16 protein-coding genes are annotated in these 19,016 nt (G+C 47.3%); 4 read left to right on the plus strand and 12 right to left on the minus strand.

The annotated features are described in order from the left end of the window. Positions 1–558: 558 nt before the first annotated feature. Entirely contained in the window at positions 559–2,709 is a 2,151-nt protein-coding gene (locus EV210_RS17090) for a DNA topoisomerase 3 (protein ID WP_132082582.1), read from the minus strand. Positions 2,710–3,024: 315 nt separating this feature from the next. Between EV210_RS17090 and EV210_RS17095 the strand changes: the two genes are divergently transcribed. Both EV210_RS17095 and EV210_RS17100 read left to right on the plus strand, forming a co-directional pair. Continuing rightward, positions 3,025–4,626: a peptide chain release factor 3 gene (locus EV210_RS17095; protein WP_132082583.1), complete on the plus strand. Its 1,602-nt coding sequence runs from the start codon at positions 3,025–3,027 to the stop codon at positions 4,624–4,626. Positions 4,627–4,794: 168 nt separating this feature from the next. After that, on the plus strand, positions 4,795–6,195 hold the full coding sequence (locus tag EV210_RS17100) for a GntP family permease (RefSeq protein ID WP_132082584.1): 1,401 nt from the start codon (positions 4,795–4,797) through the stop codon (positions 6,193–6,195). A 101-nt stretch (positions 6,196–6,296) separates the two neighbouring features. Here the strand turns inward: EV210_RS17100 and EV210_RS17105 are convergent, their stop codons facing one another. The 11 genes from EV210_RS17105 to EV210_RS17155 form a co-directional block, all read right to left on the minus strand. Then, positions 6,297–6,680, minus strand: a complete 384-nt coding sequence (locus tag EV210_RS17105) for a VOC family protein (protein ID WP_165898951.1) — start codon at positions 6,678–6,680, stop codon at positions 6,297–6,299. 15 nt (positions 6,681–6,695) lie between these two features. After that, positions 6,696–8,516, minus strand: a complete 1,821-nt coding sequence (locus tag EV210_RS17110) for an FAD-binding protein (RefSeq protein ID WP_132082586.1) — start codon at positions 8,514–8,516, stop codon at positions 6,696–6,698. Further along, entirely contained in the window at positions 8,513–8,896 is a 384-nt protein-coding gene (locus EV210_RS17115; protein WP_132082587.1) for a cupin domain-containing protein, read from the minus strand. The genes EV210_RS17110 and EV210_RS17115 overlap by 4 nt, the downstream gene beginning before the upstream one ends. A 47-nt stretch (positions 8,897–8,943) precedes the next feature. Beyond that, a complete protein-coding gene (locus EV210_RS17120; protein WP_132082588.1) occupies positions 8,944–9,648 on the minus strand; it encodes an ABC transporter ATP-binding protein in 705 nt (234 codons plus the stop codon). Beyond that, on the minus strand, positions 9,636–10,415 hold the full coding sequence (locus tag EV210_RS17125) for an ABC transporter ATP-binding protein (RefSeq protein WP_132082589.1): 780 nt from the start codon (positions 10,413–10,415) through the stop codon (positions 9,636–9,638). The genes EV210_RS17120 and EV210_RS17125 overlap by 13 nt, the downstream gene beginning before the upstream one ends. Next, positions 10,412–11,272, minus strand: coding sequence for a branched-chain amino acid ABC transporter permease (locus EV210_RS17130; RefSeq protein WP_132082590.1), 861 nt, complete (start codon positions 11,270–11,272; stop codon positions 10,412–10,414). Before EV210_RS17130 ends, EV210_RS17125 begins: the two co-directional genes overlap by 4 nt. A 13-nt stretch (positions 11,273–11,285) precedes the next feature. Continuing rightward, positions 11,286–12,176, minus strand: coding sequence for a branched-chain amino acid ABC transporter permease (locus EV210_RS17135; RefSeq protein WP_132082591.1), 891 nt, complete (start codon positions 12,174–12,176; stop codon positions 11,286–11,288). A 76-nt stretch (positions 12,177–12,252) separates the two neighbouring features. Continuing rightward, complete coding sequence (locus EV210_RS17140; RefSeq protein ID WP_165898952.1) at positions 12,253–13,434, minus strand: ABC transporter substrate-binding protein; 1,182 nt, start codon at positions 13,432–13,434, stop codon at positions 12,253–12,255. 43 nt (positions 13,435–13,477) lie between these two features. Beyond that, a complete protein-coding gene (locus tag EV210_RS17145) occupies positions 13,478–14,566 on the minus strand; it encodes a zinc-binding dehydrogenase (RefSeq protein WP_207900761.1) in 1,089 nt (362 codons plus the stop codon). Positions 14,567–14,589: 23 nt separating this feature from the next. Continuing rightward, on the minus strand, positions 14,590–15,945 hold the full coding sequence (locus tag EV210_RS17150) for an oxidoreductase (protein ID WP_132082593.1): 1,356 nt from the start codon (positions 15,943–15,945) through the stop codon (positions 14,590–14,592). A gap of 46 nt (positions 15,946–15,991) precedes the next feature. Continuing rightward, entirely contained in the window at positions 15,992–16,984 is a 993-nt protein-coding gene (locus tag EV210_RS17155; protein WP_132082594.1) for a LacI family DNA-binding transcriptional regulator, read from the minus strand. Positions 16,985–17,224: 240 nt separating this feature from the next. On the opposite strand from EV210_RS17155, the gene EV210_RS17160 reads away from it, so the two are divergent. Beyond that, positions 17,225–17,686: a HutP family protein gene (locus EV210_RS17160; RefSeq protein WP_207900762.1), complete on the plus strand. Its 462-nt coding sequence runs from the start codon at positions 17,225–17,227 to the stop codon at positions 17,684–17,686. A 110-nt stretch (positions 17,687–17,796) separates the two neighbouring features. Next, positions 17,797–18,975: a CaiB/BaiF CoA transferase family protein gene (locus EV210_RS17165; RefSeq protein WP_132082595.1), complete on the plus strand. Its 1,179-nt coding sequence runs from the start codon at positions 17,797–17,799 to the stop codon at positions 18,973–18,975. Positions 18,976–19,016 lie beyond the last annotated feature (41 nt).

A 19,016-nucleotide genomic window follows, 5' to 3' on the forward strand; every position in this document is an offset into this window, starting at 1 on the left:
AGTATCCAAGTAGATAAAAAGAACCTAATTGAGGATAGCCCACTCGTAACAGGAGGAAAAAGCCCGGCTTCGTCCTTTTGTCATTGCCACAAAAGGACCAAAAAGTCTAGGCCTAATCTTCCAATAGCCTTGGAAACTTGCAGGCTTACTAAAATTCGTAAACTCGCTTTCGCTCAAACAGTACGAATTTCTTAACGTAAGCCTGCAAATTTCCATCCTTCGGACCGGCTATTTCCAAAAAGGCCAAAAAGTTACGGGGAGCGCAAATCCCGTACCCTCTCCATTCCTTATTTTTAGTCCCCTCGACCATTACTGAAATTGCCGGCCCGTAGGGTGGAAACAGGTCTTCCTTGCTAAAATTCCGAAACTCGCTGCGCTCAAACAGTCGGAATTTCTTTACGCAAGAAAGGCCTGTTTCCAAGGCCATTTCTGTACAGGTCTTGATTTTTTGGTACTTTTGTATCAAGACAAAAGTACAAACCGTACATTCGCCGCTTACTAATATCAGGAAACAAAAAGAGACTGCCTCAAACGTTAGTGAGCCAGTCCCTTTCCGCTTTATTGAGCTGTCTTGGCAGCAGGCTGCACTGTCATACGAGGTTTTCCCTGATCATCATCCCAGGTTGCGCGGCAGGCGGGGAACCGCGTGCAGCCCCAGAAGTCGCCGTTTTTTCCTTTGCGCAGCAGCAAACTGCCCTGACGGCAGCGCGGACAGGAATGCTCCGGTGTTTTAGGCTTCCCCTGATCGTCATCATACGCCCCTCTGCATTCGGGATAGCGCGAGCAGCCCCAGAATGCTCCGTTTCTGCCGTTACGCTGCTGCAAAACCCCCTGGCCGCATTGCGGGCAAACATGCCCTTCCTTTAGGGGCATACTTTGCTCTTTGGCTATATTGCATAGCGTACTGGTAAATTGGGCCTGCTGCTCCAAAAATACTGCTAAATTTTCACTTCCCTCGGCCATGCGATGCAGAATATTCTCCCATAGAGCGGTGGAGTCCGGATAGGTCATCTCATCAGGCAGCGCATCAATCAGTAAATAAGCAGAATCGGTAGGAATAAGAAACTTTTTCTTTTTCTCCTCCTGCAAAAAACGCCGGTCAATCAATTCTTTGATTATCGTTGCCCGGGTGGCCTCTGTGCCAATCCCGGACACATCCTTCAGACGCTTTTTCAAATCAGGATTTTTAACATACTTGTGAATTTCTTTCATTGCTGCCAAAAGCGTTGCTGCCGTAAAGCGTACCGGTGGTTTCGTCGATTTTTTATCAGCCTTGACTCCCAGGAGTTCAGCACTATCCCCTTGAGCCATCGCAGGCAGCATGCCGCCGTCTTCGTCTTTCTTATCCTCTTTATCATCAGGATCGGCGGTAAATAATTTCTTCCAGCCTAATTCAACGACAACCCGTCCGCTGGCTGTAAAAAGTTCCTCGCTATGCTCGAGTTCGACCCGCGTTTGATTGTACACATGAACAGGAAAAAACTGGGCAATATAACTTTGGGCAATCAAAAAATAAATATTCTTCTGCGTATCATTCAGCGAAGCAAAGTTACATTTTTCCGTTGTTGGAATAATAGCATGATGGGCCGTAATTTTCTTATCATTCCAGGCCCGGCTTTGGATCGTCCTGTCAGCCTCTGCCGCCCAGCCGGCTAAATCGCTCTGACTGCTCTCCTCAAGGTTCCCCAGGATGACCGCTGCGTCGCTATGTTGAGATTCAGGCAGAAAATCACAATCGGAACGGGGATAGGTAGACAGTTTTCGTTCATACAGTGTCTGCGCAGTATCGAGTACCAGCTGCGGATCATACCCGAATTTTTTCCCTGCCATAACCTGCAGGGCAGAAAGGGATAACGGCAAGCGTTGCGCATCTTTCTTTTCGGCCGTATCGCAGGAAACGATTTTACCGATTAAACAGCTTTTTAGTTTGTTTACTAACGCCTTGGCAACCGCATTATCAGTCAGGCGGCCTTCACTATCCCGCCCCGGCTGCTCTTCTCCCGGTTTCCAGTAAGCAGTAAACGTTCCATTCGCGTGTTTAAAATCAGCCTTAATCGTATAATATTCTTCCGGCTTAAATGCTGCCAGCTCCCGTTCACGGCGCACTACCAAGGCCAGTGTCGGCGTCTTTACACGTCCTACCGGCAATGTCGTCCTGTGCCCCGCCCGCTGTGCAGCCAGTGTATAAGCACGGGAAAGATTCATGCCAATCAGCCAGTCAGCGCGTGCTCTGGCCAGGGCCGATTGCTTCAAATTATAAAAATCGCTGTTTTCCCGCAATGTCTGGATGGCCTTTTTGATACTCTTTTCATCAAGCGCATTCAACAGAATACGGTGGACAGGTTTTTCATTCTGAAGGTAGTCTAGTACCTCATCAATAAGCAGTTGACCTTCACGGTCAGGGTCACCAGCATGAACGATTTCCGTTGCCTCACGAATGAGTCCTTCAATAATTGCAAATTGTTTCCGGCAGGATTCGACCACTAATAAATTCCAGGTTTCCGGAATGATCGGCAAATCTTCCATCCGCCATTTCTTATATTTTTCATCATATTCTGCAGGCTCAGCTTGCCGCAGAATATGACCAAAAGCCCAGGTAACCACGCCGCCGCCGGTAATGATATAACCGTCTTTACGGCTCAGCGGGCCCGGCAGGCATTTGCTGATTTCTGCTGCCATACTGGGTTTTTCGGCAATGAATAAACGCACAATTACACCTCATAGTTAAGCGAGACCGCTTTCAAGCCCCGAGGACTTTCCAGACGGTCTCGAATAATCTCCAATTCATCTTATCAAAAGGCCGCGCTTTACGAACAATTCAAGCTTAGCCCCCATTCAGCCTTTTCCAGTATTTGCAGAAGAAAGCTGAGCCGGAATGTTATTTATTCGCTGTCAGTAAATAAAATCCTGCAAACAAGCGCTTCAAACGCTGAAAGCCTTGCTGTGCTCACAAAAAAAGGGTATAATTTTTGGGTGAATCAAGAATTGCTTATCTTACGATAGACAATAAACCGGAGGAAATACATGCCTGAGATAACAAATCAACCCAACAGCCGACGGACATTTGCAATCATTTCCCATCCTGACGCCGGTAAAACAACCTTAACTGAAAAATTACTGCTCTACGGGGGCGCTATTCATCTTGCCGGTTCGGTCAAAGCCCGTAAAACACAAAAACATGCTGTTTCTGACTGGATGGAAATTGAAAAGCAAAGAGGTATTTCCGTTACGTCCAGCGTACTTCAGTTTGATTATCAAGGTTTTAGAGTTAATATTCTTGATACGCCTGGTCACCAGGATTTCAGCGAAGATACATACCGTACACTAATGGCTGCCGACAGTGCCGTTATGCTGATTGACGTAGCCAAAGGGGTCGAAGAACAGACCAAAAAACTGTTTCGCGTGTGCAAACAACGCGGAATTCCCATCTTTACCTTTGTAAACAAGCTCGACCGGTATGGTAAAAATCCGTTTGAGCTGATGGAAGAACTGGAAAAGGTTCTTGGAATACGGGCCTATCCCATGAACTGGCCTGTCGGCATCGACGGCAGCTACAAAGGGGTATATAACCGCAAGCTGGCACAAGTAGAACTGTTTGATAAGGATGGCTCCCATGGGCAGCGCGCCCTGGCTTCAACGGTAGGCAGTGTCGATGATCCTGCTTTCCGTCAGTTATTGGGCGAAGATGTTCATCAAGCCCTTTGTGATGACATTGCTTTATTAGACATGGCTGGTGACGAGTTCGACTTTGAAAAAGTTGCTCATGGCGAATTAACGCCTATGTTTTTTGGCAGCGCTATGACTAATTTTGGTGTTCAGCCTTTTCTGGAAGAATTCCTGCAGTTGGCACCTCCGCCTATGCCTCGTATGTCCTCGGCAGGATCGATTGACCCCGCAAGTGAAGATTTTTCTGCTTTAATATTTAAAATTCAGGCCAATATGAATCCAGCCCATCGGGATCGCATTGTTTTTATGCGCATTTGTTCGGGAAAATTTGTCCGGGGCATGTCAGTCTATCATGCCCAGTCAGGCAAAACTGTTAAGCTTAGCCAGCCCCAGCAATTTCTTGCTCAGGAGAGAACGATCGTGGATGAAGCCTATCCCGGTGATATCATTGGACTTTTTGATCCTGGTGTTTTCGGTGTCGGTGATACACTCTGCCAGCCGGGTAAACAATTCCGGTTCCAGGACTTTCCGGTATTTCCGCCGGAACATTTTGCCCGGGTTCAGGCGAAAGACACGATGAAGCGCAAACAGTTTGTCAAGGGTATGAATCAGTTAGCCCAAGAGGGTGCAGTACAAATTTTTCAGCAGCCTCATGTCATGGAATCCTTTATTGTCGGTGCTGTTGGCAGCCTGCAGTTCGATGTTTTGGAATACCGCCTCAAACAGGAATACGGTGTCGATCTACTTATGCATCACCTCCCCTACAGCGTAGCCCGCTGGCTGGAAGGCGAAGGTCTGAATATCAAAAATCTAAAAGGCCTTGATAACGGCATGCTGGTAGAGGATATTAAAGAACGTCCGCTCGTGCTGATTAGTAATGAGTGGCAGCTAAACTGGGCAAAAGAACGGAATCCGAACGTCGAGTTCCTTGCTGCTCCGTCAGAGCGCCCCCTCAATTAATATAAAGCTAACGCTATTTTAGACCTGAGCTACTGCAGCTCAGGTCTTTTTATTTAAATAAATAAATGTATGTCTATGATTTAAACTACCGTTTTTTGGTTATACTACCAGTAATTTGCATGACCTTTCGGTCTAAATATGTTCATGAATCGAATGGAGGTATCCACTATGCAAGAGATTGGTATTATTCTTAGCCTGTTCTTGCTCATGTTTTTCGCGTACAGAGGATTTTCAGTTATCTTATTTGCTCCCGTATTTGCCCTGCTTGCAGCTTCTATGTCCGGGCTGCCGCTCATGCCAGCCTACACGGAGCTGTTTATGGCCAAGGGAGTAACCTATATTAAATCCTACTTCCCGATCTTTTTGCTCGGTGCCGTATTTGGTAAGACGATGGAGGACACCGGGCTGGCTAAAGGCATTTCGCGGGCAATCATTCGCAGCTTAGGAAAGGACCGGGCAATTTTATCTGTCGTTCTGGCTGGAGCGGTGCTTACCTATGGCGGCGTCAGCCTGTTTGTGGTAGTTTTTGCCGTCTATCCTTTTGCGGCCGCTCTATTTAGAGAAGCAGATATTCCCAAACGGCTGGTACCAGGTTCCGTTGCCTTAGGTGCCTTTACCTTTACCATGGATTCTTTTCCGGGAACACCGCAGATCCAGAATATTATCCCGACAAACTATTTTGGTACAACGATTTATGCTGCACCTATCTCCGGCATACTAGGCGGCCTAACAATACTCATTCTGGGTGTTAGCTGGATGGAGCACCGCAGAAGATCAGCGGCTGCCGCTGGTGAAGGCTACGGCAAACATACCTTAAATGAACCTGAAGCTGAACAATCAACTACCGATTTACCGGCCTGGTATATTGGGGCCTTACCGCTTCTTGCGGTATTAGTGGTAAATTTTTTCTTAAATAATATGTTTACCTGGAACCCGGCTACCTTACAACCTTTCCAGGCGATGAATCTCCCGCTCGTAGCTCCTGCCGTCAAAAATGTAATTAGCAGCTGGTCATTAATTATTGCCTTGGTAATCGGCATTCTGCTGACCATCTTGCTTGGCTGGAGCCGTTTACCGGGCGGTGGACTGGCCAAGTCACTGAATGCCGGAGCAATTGGCTCCTTACTGGCCATTATGAATACCGCCTCTGAAGTCGGCTACGGCAACGTTATCGCTTCTTTGCCAGGCTTCAAAGCAATCTCCGGTGCTTTAATGTCCATTAAAATTGGTGGCTCCCCACTGGTTTCGGAAGCCGTTACCGTCAACGTTTTAGCCGGTGTTACCGGTTCCGCCTCGGGCGGCTTATCAATCGCCCTTGACCTGCTGGCTAAAGACTGGCTGACCTGGGCCAATACAATCGGCATGTCTCCCCAAATTCTTCACAGGGTAGCCTCGATGGCTTCAGGCGGCATGGATACACTGCCTCATAACGGTGCTGTTATTACCTTGCTTGCCGTCTGTGGAATGACGCATCGCGATTCTTACGGTGATATTTTTGCTATGACCGTTATCAAAACGAGTACGGTATTTTTGGTAATTCTGTTTCACAGCATTACAGGCTTGCTGTAAGCGAAATAAGAAAAGGGGTCGCAAAACGCTTTTGAATAAACGTTTTGCGACCCCTTTCTTTGCATGCACAGGCTGAAAGCCGCCTGGGAAAAAGCTCGTGATTAGTCCAAAATCTGCGACCGCCACATTAAGTGCAAAATGTTACCTTCCGGATCACGGAAAAAGGCGAGTTTCATGTTTGCCGCCTCTCGGATCTCAAAGAAAACAATCCCCCGCTTTTCCAAATAATGATACGCCGCCGCGAAATCAGTTACGGAAAAAGCCAAATGCCGCAAACCAATGTGCCTGGCACCATGTTCGGCTGCTTCTCCCTTCTCGGCAGGAAGGATTTCCAGCATTGTCCCATCAGGGGCTTTCAACATGTACACTGGCGGATTGGTGCCGCTGCTATAAACAATCCGAAATCCAAACAAACCTGTATACCAGTCTACCAAAGCCTGACTATCACGGGCAGCTATTGCTGCATGCTCTATTCCGGTAAACAAGCAGATATCTCCCCTTTACTCGATTGGTTTGCGCACATCGAGAACAAGTCCCTGTTCGCTCTTTTTCATGACAATATATTTCTGCCATTCAGGATCTTTACGGCCAATTGGCGTGTTATCAGCAAAGTCGGCAAACCTTAGATGCGGTCCACGGCTTTCATCCCGTTTGGCTGCGGCCGCCAGTACCATTGCCGCCGTTACCAGCATGCCCTTTGTCTCAAGACAGTAGGAAAGACCTTTCTTATCGCTAAAGGGTACTTTCCGGCTAAGCTCTTTAAGCTCTATTTCCCCTTGCGCAAGGCCAGCTTCAGTACGAATGATGCTGGCACTTTGTTTCATAATCTGTTGCAAAGTTTGCCGCATCGCTGTTGCTGCAATATCGCCCTGACTAAGCCCGGCAATCTTCGTTGCAAACTCGCTGCCGGCCTCTTCGATAAAAGCCATATCTTCGCTGGTTAAGCTGCCCTGCTTACGTACTGCATCTTCACCGGCTATTTTACCAAAAACCTGGCAGTCAAGCAGGGCATTGCCACCAGGACGGTTAGCACCATGCTGCCCCCCCGCCGTTTCACCGACAGCCCATAAACCGTCAACAGTGGTACGAGCTTGTTCGTTAATTTTTATTCCACCTTGAAAATGCTGGGCACAAGCAGCAACTTCCACCGCCTCTCCTCTGGCAATATCAATACCGCGCTCTAAAAACCATTCAATTGATGCCGGATTGATTTCCATTAAGCGGTACAGCGGCGAATGGCGGCGCCTCGCTTCCCCCAGATCAACCCGGATTTCTGATTGGTAACGCGCCTGAACCTCTGCTGTTAACAGACTAAAGTCAAAGCCTGCCGGGTTTTCACTATAGTCTAAAAACACTTTACGGCCAGCTTGCCATTCTTTATATAAGGCTACATCAATGATGTGCGTCTTGTGCTCATAACTGACCGGCCAGCTGGCGCCTTTCTTAAATAACGTATCAAAAACCTCTTGTGCTGCTGTTCCTTGAGGAAAATATTTCGCAAGAATTTCCTCGCCGGCATCATTAATTAAGCGGGGTAAGGCCCGCATCATGCTGCCGGAACAGTTAAAGCGTGTTTTGGTTGATGCAATGCCAATTTGAATAAACTCCATATTGACCAGTTCAGCCCCCGCCTCATAGGCCATAGCAAAGCCGTCCCCGGTCATTCCGCCCGGAAAGACATTATGTTCATAAATCAGTCCGCCGCCGCCTGTCGCCAGAATGACAGCAGGAACAGCAAAAATGACCGAGGCCTGCTGTGGGTTATCCTCCTGCGTACGTACGGCAAGAGCGCCAATTACCCGTCCCGCCTTTACAATCAACTGATGAACTGCAGTAAACTGATGAATCGTAATATCCATCTGGTTAGTTTTGCGCAGCAGTGCCTCTTCAATATGCACTGCTGTTTTAGGGCCGGTATAGCAAGCCCGGGCATAATCAGAACCATCCGTTACAAACTGATCGACTACGCCGCCTTTTCTGGCAAAGGGAACGCCCAGTTCCTCAAGAAACCGGAACGCCTCCTTGCCTTCCCGGGCAAGCACCTCCGCCAGATTATGATCGGATACCTTCCCACCAATACGGTAAATATCATCAGCATGATATTTCCAGGAATCGGGACCGACAGGCTCAGTATGAGCAAGAGCCGCATGGAAAGCCATACGGTCCGAGCAAGCAGTGGCAGTAACTCCGCTTTTGCCCAGCATCCCTTTTGTCGCTATCGCAACATGCAGCTGAGGGTTGGCCTCTTTGGCAGCAATTGCTGCCCGTAATGCCCCGCCGCCGCCGCCAACTACCAGAATATCACAAGTAAGTTTGTTCATTTGTCTCCTTCTACCGGCTGCAACTCTTGCTGCCAATGCGCAACAATCCCTTTGGGGGCGTAGCAAAACAACATCAGCATGTCTTCTGTGCCGGTATTTTTTAAATAATGCTGTTGCCGGGAGGGAATATGAATATAGCTCCCCTGAACAATAGGGTGCCGTTCCTGCTCCAGCTCACAAATTCCTTCGCCTTGGGCAATATAGTAGATTTCTTCCTGCTCATGGTGATGGACAGGGATTTCTCCACCAGGAAAAATTGTCACCTGACCCATGACAAAATGATCCGGCTCAGCCGGTGCACCGGGACCGGCGATTACTTTGGTTAATCGCCCGGCAGGAAATGTAGTCCCCTTAACTTGGTTTACATGAAAAACTGCCATGTCAGCCCTCCAAACCTATTGTGGCAAGCCCCGGCGGGAAAGCTCTATTACCGGTCGCCAAGATAAGCTTTTTTTACACCTTCATCACATAAGAGCTTTTTGCCCTCACCTTGCATCACGACTTTTCCGTTTTCCAGTACATACGCATAGTCGCTGAGCGCCAAAGCTTTTTTAGCATTTTGTTCAACCAGCATAACGGTCAGACCTTGCTCACTGATTTGCCTGATTAATTGAAAAACACCGTTAACGATGATCGGAGCAAGACCCAGTGAGGGCTCATCCAATAAAATCATCTTCGGCTCAGACATTAGCCCCCGGCAAATAGCAAGCATTTGCTGTTCACCGCCGCTAAGCGTACCGGCATGCTGATCCTTGCGCTCTCTTAAAATAGGATAAAGCTCAAACATTTTCTCCATATTACGCCGGATTTGTTGACTATCCTTGAGAATGTAACCGCCTGCCAGCAGGTTTTCAGCAACAGTCAGCCCGGAGAAAACCTTTCTGCCTTCCGGAACATGCACCAGCCCTTGCTTGATAATATGCTGCGTAGTCCGGGTCAATTCAGCTCCTTCAAACTGGATTGACCCGCTTCTCTGTTTTACCAGACCGCAAATGGTATTCAGCATCGTTGTCTTGCCGGCACCATTAGAGCCAATAATACTGACGATCTTTCCCTTAGGGACTGTTAAGCTGACGCCGTGCAGAGCTTGAATATGCCCATAAGAAACATGCAGATTTGCTAGAGTAAGCATGATTCATCCTCCTCTCCGAGGTATGCTTCGGTTACAGCCTTGTTAGCCACCACTTCCGCTGGCGTACCGCTTGCCAGCAGCTTGCCAAAGTTAAGGACAAAAATCTGCGAAGAAAGTTCCATAATAACCTCTAACCGATGTTCAATAATAATAATAGAAAAATCAAATTGCCGATGCAATCGTTTCACCAATTCGATAAACTCTCTAACCTCGCTGGGATTCAAGCCTGCTGCCGGTTCGTCCAGCAGCAAAACCTTGGGCTTGGTTGCCAGTGCCCTGGCTATTTCCAGTTTGCGCTGAAGACCGTACGGCAAGCTCTCAGGCCGTTCATTTTCATAGCCGCCTAAGCCAACGATTTTCAAGTATTCACTCGCTTGTTTTCTTGCAGCTTCTTCACTGTGACGCTTGCGCCCTGTATAAAACAGCACATCAAGCAAATTATAGGCAGCATCCGGATCGGCAGCGGTCATGACATTTTCCAGAACATTTAGTCCACGAAACAGCCGAATATTTTGGAAAGTACGAGCCATGCCTGCCCTGGCTATTTCGTGCTGAGGCAGCTTGGAAATATCGGCACCTTCCAGCAGGACTTGGCCGGAATCCAGTGGATATACACCTGTCAATAAATTAAAGGCCGTTGTCTTACCAGCTCCGTTGGGGCCAATAATGCCGACAATATCGTGCTGGCCTACGGCAAAAGAAAAGTCATCTATGGCTTTAACACCGCCGAACGATTTGGATATGTTTTTGACTTCCAACTGACTCATGCTGCTTTGGCTCCTTTTTTTATAAATTGTTTGATTCTACGCAGCGATAGTTCATTTTCGCCAAATATCCCCGTGGGGCGGAAATTGATAATCAAAAGAACAATAACGCAATAAATTACGATGCGCCACTCTGAGGCAAAGCGCAGCATTTCCGGCAAACCGGTTAAGAGAATTGATGCGGCTACCGCACCGGTAAGACTGTTAATCCCGCCAACAAAAACAATGATTGTCCATTCTGCCGAAACTACCCAGCCAAAAGCTCCCGGCTCGACATAAGAGGTGTAAAACACATACAACACACCGGCAAAGCTTGTCATTACACTCGCAATCAGAAAGGTAATCAACTTCAATCTTTCTACATTGATCCCCATCGCTTTCGCTGCCAGCTCATCACTGCGCAGCGCCAGACACTGTCTGCCATACTTGGAGTGCTTGTAGCTGATGACAATAGCTAAGCAAATAATAACTGTAGCTAAAACTGCCCAAAAATTTGTGTATTGAGGCACTCCCGAAAGGCCGGTAGCACCACCGGTGATATTCGTCGAGTTATTCAGTGTTGCAATAATAGCTTCCCCAAACCCGAAAGTAACCAGCGAAATATAATCCCGTCGTAAGCGTACCGTCGGAATGCCTACCATTAGTCCAGCCAAAAGGCCGGTCAGCATGGCGACAACGGCTGCCAGCGGTAAGGAAAGCGCAAACGTTTTCACTAAAACCGCAGAAACATAGGCACCAATAGCCAGAAAAGCGGCCTGGCCAAAAGAAAACAAACCGGTAAGACCAGTAACGAGATACACGCCGAGCACGCCAATTAAACTAATGCCCGTAAACGTAAGTGTTGATAATATATACTCCACGGCATGCCCCTCCTTATGCTTTCTCTTGGACGACTACACCCGCAATACCTCGCGGCCGCAGTAGCAAGAAAACTAACATAATGATGAATACAAAGACAGGTGCCCAGCCGGCCCCAACGGAGCCAATCAGGAAAATCTCAACAATTCCCAGCAGGACGGCACCAATTAATGCACCGGTAATGCTGCCTAGTCCGCCGATAACGGATGCAATAAAGCCTTTTACAATCATTTGTCCTAATTGTGGATACAACGTATAATTGATCCCTAAGAAAACACCGCTGATTCCGCCTAATACGCCAGACGCAAAAAATGTTGCGGCAACGACGGCATTCGGGTCCATTCCCATCAGCTTAGCAGTATTAATATCAAAAGACATTGTGCGGATCGCCAGACCAATCTTGGTTTTGTACAATACAAACAGCAGGATCAGCAGTGCACTTGTCGAGAAGAACAACATCAAAAGATCGGGGATGGCAATGGTAAAATTGCCAAAGTTAAATACGGCTGCCGGTAAAAATGAGGGATAAGAATAGAAGTTGCTGCTAGCAAAAATCGTTAAAATATTTTCCAGCAAAATACCCATTGTTATCGAGGAAATAAAGTAATAGATAACCGGACTGTTATTGCTGCGCAGGCGCCTAAAGGCTACTCTTTCTACTATCAGCGCAAGGAACCCCCCCCCCAGAGCAGCTGCCACTAACGTTGCCATAAATAAAGGCAGTGAATCGATATAGTTCATTAAGACAATGGCTGCAATATACCCCATATACGCCGTTACACTCATCAGACCGCCGTGAGAAAAGTTGGAGAACTTCAAGATATTAAAGATTAAAGCAAAGCCTACCGCTATCAATGCGTAAACAGACCCTAGCGAAATTCCGTTAATCAGCTGTTGTATTGTCACTTGGAGCTATTCTCCTTTCTTATTGCCGCATAACATCTTGCAGGGACACCGGCAAGTGTCCCTGCCGGCAATAAACTTATTTCATATGCTTAGCGGGGATATACCGCCCAAGATCAACATATTGGCCATTCTCAATCTTATACATAACCATTGATAAACCTACCGGCTGGTGATTCTGCGGTGAAAGTGTAATGACACCAGTTGTGCCTTGTAAGCCATTAATTTGATTCAAGCCTTGCAGAATTTTATCGGCCGAGACTCCGCCGCTTTTCTTAATTGCTTCGGCAATAACCAGTACTTTATCATAGCCGAGGTATACTTTATTGATTGGATCTTCGTTGAATTTTGCCCGATAAGCACTTTTTACTTCTGCCAGCTGCGGCTCAGTCTCAGAGAAGTTATTGGCAAAATACAGATTGTTGGTAGCTTCGCTATCATTTACCAGTGAAGCGAACGGAGGGGCAAAGTCCAGGCCGCCGACGAATGGCAGATCAAGGCCGATTTGCTTGCGTTGTTTAGCAGTCAGGACTAAATCCTGTGTATAGTTTGGTGCATATACAACCTGGGCTCCGGAATCCTTTATCTTCGTCAGCTGAGTTTTGAAGTCTTTATCGCCCTTTCCGTAAACCTGCTCAATTACGATTTCAGCACCGGCGGATTTAGCATAAGCCTTAAAGGGAGCAACCAGCGAAACAGCGTAGGCATTGGATTGATCGTAGAAAATAGCAATTTTTTTCAGGCCAAGTTTTTCAATGGCGAAACTGGCCATAATTTCTCCGTACTGGGTAGCGCTTGGCTGCACAAGAAACATGGAGGGATGCACTTTGCCATCTTCGGCAACGGTAGCGCGGGGATCAGCAAAGCTGCCCACTAATGCTACTTTTTTGTTATCGGCAATAGGCGCAAGGCCAATACCGATATTACTGATAGGAGGTCCAACAACCACAACCGCCTTTTCCTGATCTACCAGACGATTGTATGCTTTAATAGCTTCCTGCACATCGCCCTTGGTATCCATTGTTAACAATTTTACTTTGCTGCCATTGAGACCGCCCTGGGCATTGATTTTTTCTACCGCCAGCTCTGCTCCGCGGGTAACGGCATTGCCTAATACCGAAGTGGGACCGCTCATATCTTGAAGGTTTCCGATAACGATCTCTTTTGCACCGGAACTGGAACTTGATGAAGAGCCACATCCCGCAAACAGACTACTGATCAAAAATAATCCCATTATGGCCAAGATAGTAAATTTCTTCATATCCATCCTCCTGTAAGCTTTTTCAATAAACAATAAGTCTACGCTATGGAATAAGCACAGCCTTTAATGCCTCGCGGCTGTTCATGGCCGCAAGAGCCTCGTTTGCTTCAGCCAGACTAAACCGATGGGTGATCATTTTCTTAAATAGGTCCTTGTTCTTCTGCATGAGTTCAAGCGACATATGAGTGTGCCGCGTACTGCTAACCCAGACTCCCTGTATCTTAAGATTCTTTTTGACAACATCCTCAAAGAAATCTACCTTGCAATCACCCGGGGGCTGGGAAAATCCGACCGATACATATGCTCCACCCTTACGCACCAGCTTTAGGCCTTCGTGTACAGCGCCAGGATCGCCGGCAGCTTCCAAAACCATATCAACCCCCCGGCCTCCGGTCCGGCTGAGAATGTATTCCCTCCTTTCCTCAATACTGGTTGTCCGCCGGTTCAGGATCTCGGTTGCCCCGAATTCTTTACAGAGTTCCAGGCGATTTTCCGAACCACCGGTTACAAAAATTTGACTGGCGCCAAGGTATTTGGCAAATACCACGCCATATACTCCTAACGGCCCCGGCCCCTGAACCAAAATACTGCCGCCAAAAGGTACAGTATGATGATCAAAAGCATGAGCGACGGTAGCGCCCGCACATGAGGCAGAAACTAATACTGCAGGATCGATGTCTTCTGTTATGTGAAACAAGTTCGTATTTGCTGAAAGAATAATGTGTTCTGCATAACACCCATTCAAATGAGGTGCTTCCTGGAAAGCACGATTGATTCCATATACTTTCCGGTTCGCGCACAGCCATGGCTCATTCAGAACAGCGCAGGCATAGCACGCATTACAGGTAACTCCCCTGTCCCAAAGTATGCGGTCTCCCTGCTTTACGGGTTCACCTGTTACATAATTTTTACTGCCCTTTACTTCCACTACCGTACCGACGCCCTCATGGCCCAGGATAATCGGCAGGGGCGTTCGCTCATCTTCGCCTTTCCACATATGAACATCAGAGCCGCAAACTCCGGCAGCATCAATTTTGACCAATACCTGAGAATGCTCTAGCACGGGTATCTCCAGTTCTTTCATTACCAGTGGCGCATTGAAGCATTCCAGTACCATTGCCTTTGTTTTCAAAAAAACCATCATCCTTTCTCCGGTTAAACATGCTCGGCAACTTGAACGCTTTCCATAGAAGCCTTGCCCTTACGCCCCTGCCGGTATATGGGCGCGTATGTATCGGCATCCCTGGGTACGCAGCCTGTACAGCCGCCATCGCGCATAATCGTAGTGCATTTGCTGCAGGCGATACAAATCTTGTGTGAGTCAAAACTTCCCTGCCTGAGTAAATCCCTGGCAAAATCAGGGTAGGCAAATGACTGACGGCCAAAGCCGGCTACTTTCATCCAGCCCTGCTCCAAGCAGCCAGCCGCAACGTACGGAGCAAAGTGTCTGAGCCAGCTAAAGCCAGTTCCGAGTATCACAGCCTGAGGTGCAGCCTGCTGCATAACCTTCGCCGCCTGAAGCAGAATGGCAACATTCTGCAGGGGATGGAACGGCGGAATATAGCTGCCCGTATCATAGGGCCTGTTCACATGAGGATTGTAATAGGGGTTGCCTACGGTAATATTAAAAAGCCCTACCCCTTTCTCTGCCAGCAGCTGAACAAGCCTAACCGGCTCAGTAAATTCCGGTTTGCGGTAATCGGTCCGGTCAACGCCCCAGCCATTCGGTACTCCGTCATAAACACCCAGCCTGACAGCAATTTGCAGCTTATTGCCTAACCTGCTTTTTACCTTGTCAATAATATTCACCAGCATCCGGGTACGGTTGTCAAAACTGCCGCCATAGCAGCCTGGCCGGTTATAACCGGCCAGCAGCTCACTGAGCAAATAGCCATGACAGCATTTGATATCTACGGCATCAAAGCCTGCTTCCGCGGCAAGTTCTGCCGCTTGCACGTACTGCTCTTCCAGCCTGGCTAATTCTTCATCGGTGATCATATGAAAAACGGGAGGAAGCCTTGCTTCCAGATGCGCGGCGTGAGTTGCAATAACCGGCATAGAACCGTCGCCCGGCTTGCTGTTGCGACCAGAATGGGTAAGCTGCAAAACAGTATACGGCCGGACATTACCAGCTTCACTGGCAGCCTGCAGTGACCGGTTAAGCATCCCGGCAAGCGCAGCCTGGGTGTGCTCATTAATTTGCAATTGCCGCGGATTAGCCCGGCCCTCACCGACTACTGCTGTAGCCTCAAACCACAGCAGACCGGCACCGCCTCTGGCAAAGCGCTCATAACGCCGTATGGTTAATTCACTGGGCAGACCGTCTGCCGTTCCATCGCAGCCTTCCATCGGATGAATTGCCAGACGGTTGGGAATAACCACGCCGTTCAGTGAAATACTTTGCTTCAATACCTCCAAATTCTCGGAACAGGGAATATCCAGCCCTAATCTTACGATATCCTGCTTCAATTCCTCTACTGTTTCGTAGGAAAAGCGAACATGCTCTGCCAAGGGTACCCCTCCTGTTATCTTGGTAATCACGATCTTGCAAGGCTTATCAAATTACTGATCCTCTTACAATAACCTTTGCAGCAAGTATATCTATTTGGGGCTTTTCATTTTTTTTCTCTTCAATTATGCTAATCAAGCGCTGACAAGCTTTTGCCCCCATTTCATAAAAAGGCTGAGCTACTGTAGTTAACGGCGGATCGAGTAAGGGGGCAAAATCGAGATTGTCAAAGCCCATAATCGAGATATCATTGGGGACGTCCAAGCCATAATCCTTCACTGCTCTCATTGCGCCCAATGCCTTAGGATCATTGGTAGCAAAAAAGGCATCAACCTTTACACCGGTTTTTAAAATATCCTTTGTTGCCAGATAAGCATCCTCTCCGCCTTCTATGCCATGAACAATTGCCTGCTCAGGCAAAGCCAGTCCTGCTTCTGCCATTGCCTTTTTATAGCCGGCAAAACGCTCCTCATACAAGGTAAGCTCTAGCGGGCCATTAATCAGGCCAATGCTCCTAAGACCCCGGGAAATTAAATATTTCACAGCCTGATATGCACTGTTAAAGTTATCCAGGACCACTGCATTTACACAATCTTCCAGTTGTCTAAGCAGGAGTACGGCAGGAAAGCCTTCCGTCTCCAATTCCATGATATTTTGCGCGCCTGCCCGCGCAGTAGAAAAAATAAACCCGTCAACCAGGCGGCTCCTTAATGTTTCAATGTAAAACTTTTCTTGCTCAAAATCCTCATCGGTATTGCAGAGAACAACCACATAGCCGTTTTTTTTGGCAATATCCTCAATACCACGTATTGCTGCGGGAAAGACCAGGCTGCGAACATTTGGTATGACTAAGCCAATTGTTTTGGTAGAAATCCCCTTTAAACCTTGGGCAATAATATTGGGGCGGTAATTCAATTCAGCAATTGCTGCCAAAACTCTATTTTTTGTTTCTACAGCCACAGGAATTTTTCCACCAATGACACGGGATACTGTGCTTGGCGATACATTCGCCCTTTTAGCGACTTCCTTTATATCTGACAAAAATTGACCCTCCAATTGGTTCATCGACTTATGAAAACGTTTGTGGTAACGTTTTCATAAGTTTATTCTTGAATGTTCAGCAAATTCCTTCTTTTTAAAATATTTTTTTAACTCCAACTTTTTCGTTATACCGGTCTTAACTTCTCTTTATTTATCCATAAGTAAGATCCATAACAGTATGACTTGACTAAATTATCTAAAAAGGGTAGTATTATTTATGAGAGATAGAGGGTATATAAAATGAGTGAAAAAAATTGCGCTTTTATGTCCCAAAGCATTCGCAGCGTTGCTACAGCAGCAATGATTCTTGCGCTGACCCGGACAATGGAAGATGAAGCAACGGCAAAAAGATTATTGGCTGAACAGGGTTATCGGTTTGTCGTAACTGAAGTTGGCGGAAAATCACTGATGGGTGACTTTCAGGAAAAAACCACAAAAGCGGTCTTGGGTGCAGCCTTAAATAGCGGCATCATTTCCAAGTCGCCAACTAATTATCATGCACTTTTACATGCTGCTGACGAAGCGAAACGCGGCATTTTAATTAATGTTGCCAGCAGTTGCAGTTTGGCAGTTAAAATTGCTATTGTGCGTGATGAATCCTGGATAGCCGTCGCTTTATTTGGTGAATCGGCATTGCACCCTTTGACCAACCACGAGCGGGCCGGTTTGGGAATTATGCATCTGGGCTCACAGGAAGAATAAAAATGATAAAACATGAGAATATATGAGTGATAGAGGGACAGAGTGGAAATATTAATTTCAACCTGTCCCTTTTTATATATTACTAATAAAAATATGAGGAGAGATTAAGTATGAAATTACTTGAAGGACTTCGCGTTTTAGATCTGAGCAGAGTACTTGCAGGACCGTATTGCACCATGATGCTGGCCGATTATGGTGCCGACATTATTAAAATTGAACCACCGGTAGTCGGTGACGACTCCCGTGCCTTTGGCCCCTTTATCGGTAAGGAAAGTGCTTACTTTATGAGTCTGAACCGTAATAAACGTTCTATGGAGCTCAATTTTAAACGTCAGGAAGAATGCGACCTCTTTAAGGAAATGGTTAAACATGCTGACGTTGTTGTCGAAAACTATCGCCCCGGTACGATGGAAAAATTCGGCCTTGGCTATGAAGATTTAAAAGCTATCAATCCGAAAATTATCTATGCCGCCTGCTCCGGCTTCGGTCATACCGGCCCTTATCGCGATAAGCCGGCCTATGACATCATCGTACAGGCCATGGGTGGTATTATGAGCATCACTGGCGCGGAAAACGGGGACCCCACCCGTGTTGGCGCTTCGGTAGGCGATGTCATGGCCGGTATGTTTACTGCCTACGGTGTTATGCTTGCTCTGTACCACCGCGAGCGTACCGGTGAAGGTCAAAAAATTGATGTCGGCATGCTGGATTGCCAGGTTGCCGTACTGGAAAACGCCATTGCCCGCTATGTAACTTCCGGCAATGTTCCCGGACCGCTGGGCAATCGTCATCCTTCGATTACGCCTTTCTCTTCCTTTACCGCGAAAGACGGCTACATCATTGTTGGCGCCGGTAACGAGCGTTTATGGGAACGCCTCTGCAACATTCTGGAACGCCCTGAGCTGATTAAAGACGAACGCTTCAGCACAAATGCCCTGCGGACTACCAATGTTAACGAATTAATGAAGATCTTAAATGCAATCTTTATTAATAAAACCATTAATGAGTGGCTGGAATTGCTGGAAGAAGCAGGCCTCCCCTGCGCCCCGATCAATACGGTTGACCGTATCGTAAACGACCCGCACATTGCCGCCAGAAATATGATTGTTGAAGTTGAGCATCCTGTGGCAGGTAAACTCAAAATGCCGGGAGTTCCCGTTAAATTGTCGGCCACTCCTGGATCAGTCGATTTCCCTGCACCGCTGCTTGGCCAGCATACGAATGAGATTCTAAAAGAAGTCCTTGGCTGGGACGAAGAAAAAACCACTCAGTTCTTTAAAGGTAAGTAAGCTGAAAAGGGCACTAACAACTGTTAGTGCCCTTCATTACA

Origin of the sequence: Anaerospora hongkongensis, from assembly GCF_004339805.1 — a bacterium.
GTDB classification, from domain to species: domain Bacteria; phylum Bacillota; class Negativicutes; order Sporomusales; family DSM-15969; genus Anaerospora; species Anaerospora hongkongensis.

What these genes read in the sequence shown, in the direction of transcription:
- EV210_RS17125 (WP_132082589.1), bottom strand. Translation starts at nt 10,415, where the DNA reads ATGAGTCAGTTGGAAGTCAAAAACATATCCAAATCGTTCGGCGGTGTT.
- EV210_RS17100 (WP_132082584.1), top strand. Translation starts at nt 4,795, where the DNA reads ATGCAAGAGATTGGTATTATTCTTAGCCTGTTCTTGCTCATGTTTTTC.
- EV210_RS17115 (WP_132082587.1), bottom strand. Translation starts at nt 8,896, where the DNA reads ATGGCAGTTTTTCATGTAAACCAAGTTAAGGGGACTACATTTCCTGCC.
- EV210_RS17160 (WP_207900762.1), top strand. Translation starts at nt 17,225, where the DNA reads ATGAGTGAAAAAAATTGCGCTTTTATGTCCCAAAGCATTCGCAGCGTT.
- EV210_RS17120 (WP_132082588.1), bottom strand. Translation starts at nt 9,648, where the DNA reads ATGCTTACTCTAGCAAATCTGCATGTTTCTTATGGGCATATTCAAGCT.
- EV210_RS17140 (WP_165898952.1), bottom strand. Translation starts at nt 13,434, where the DNA reads ATGAAGAAATTTACTATCTTGGCCATAATGGGATTATTTTTGATCAGT.
- EV210_RS17095 (WP_132082583.1), top strand. Translation starts at nt 3,025, where the DNA reads ATGCCTGAGATAACAAATCAACCCAACAGCCGACGGACATTTGCAATC.
- EV210_RS17110 (WP_132082586.1), bottom strand. Translation starts at nt 8,516, where the DNA reads ATGAACAAACTTACTTGTGATATTCTGGTAGTTGGCGGCGGCGGCGGG.
- EV210_RS17165 (WP_132082595.1), top strand. Translation starts at nt 17,797, where the DNA reads ATGAAATTACTTGAAGGACTTCGCGTTTTAGATCTGAGCAGAGTACTT.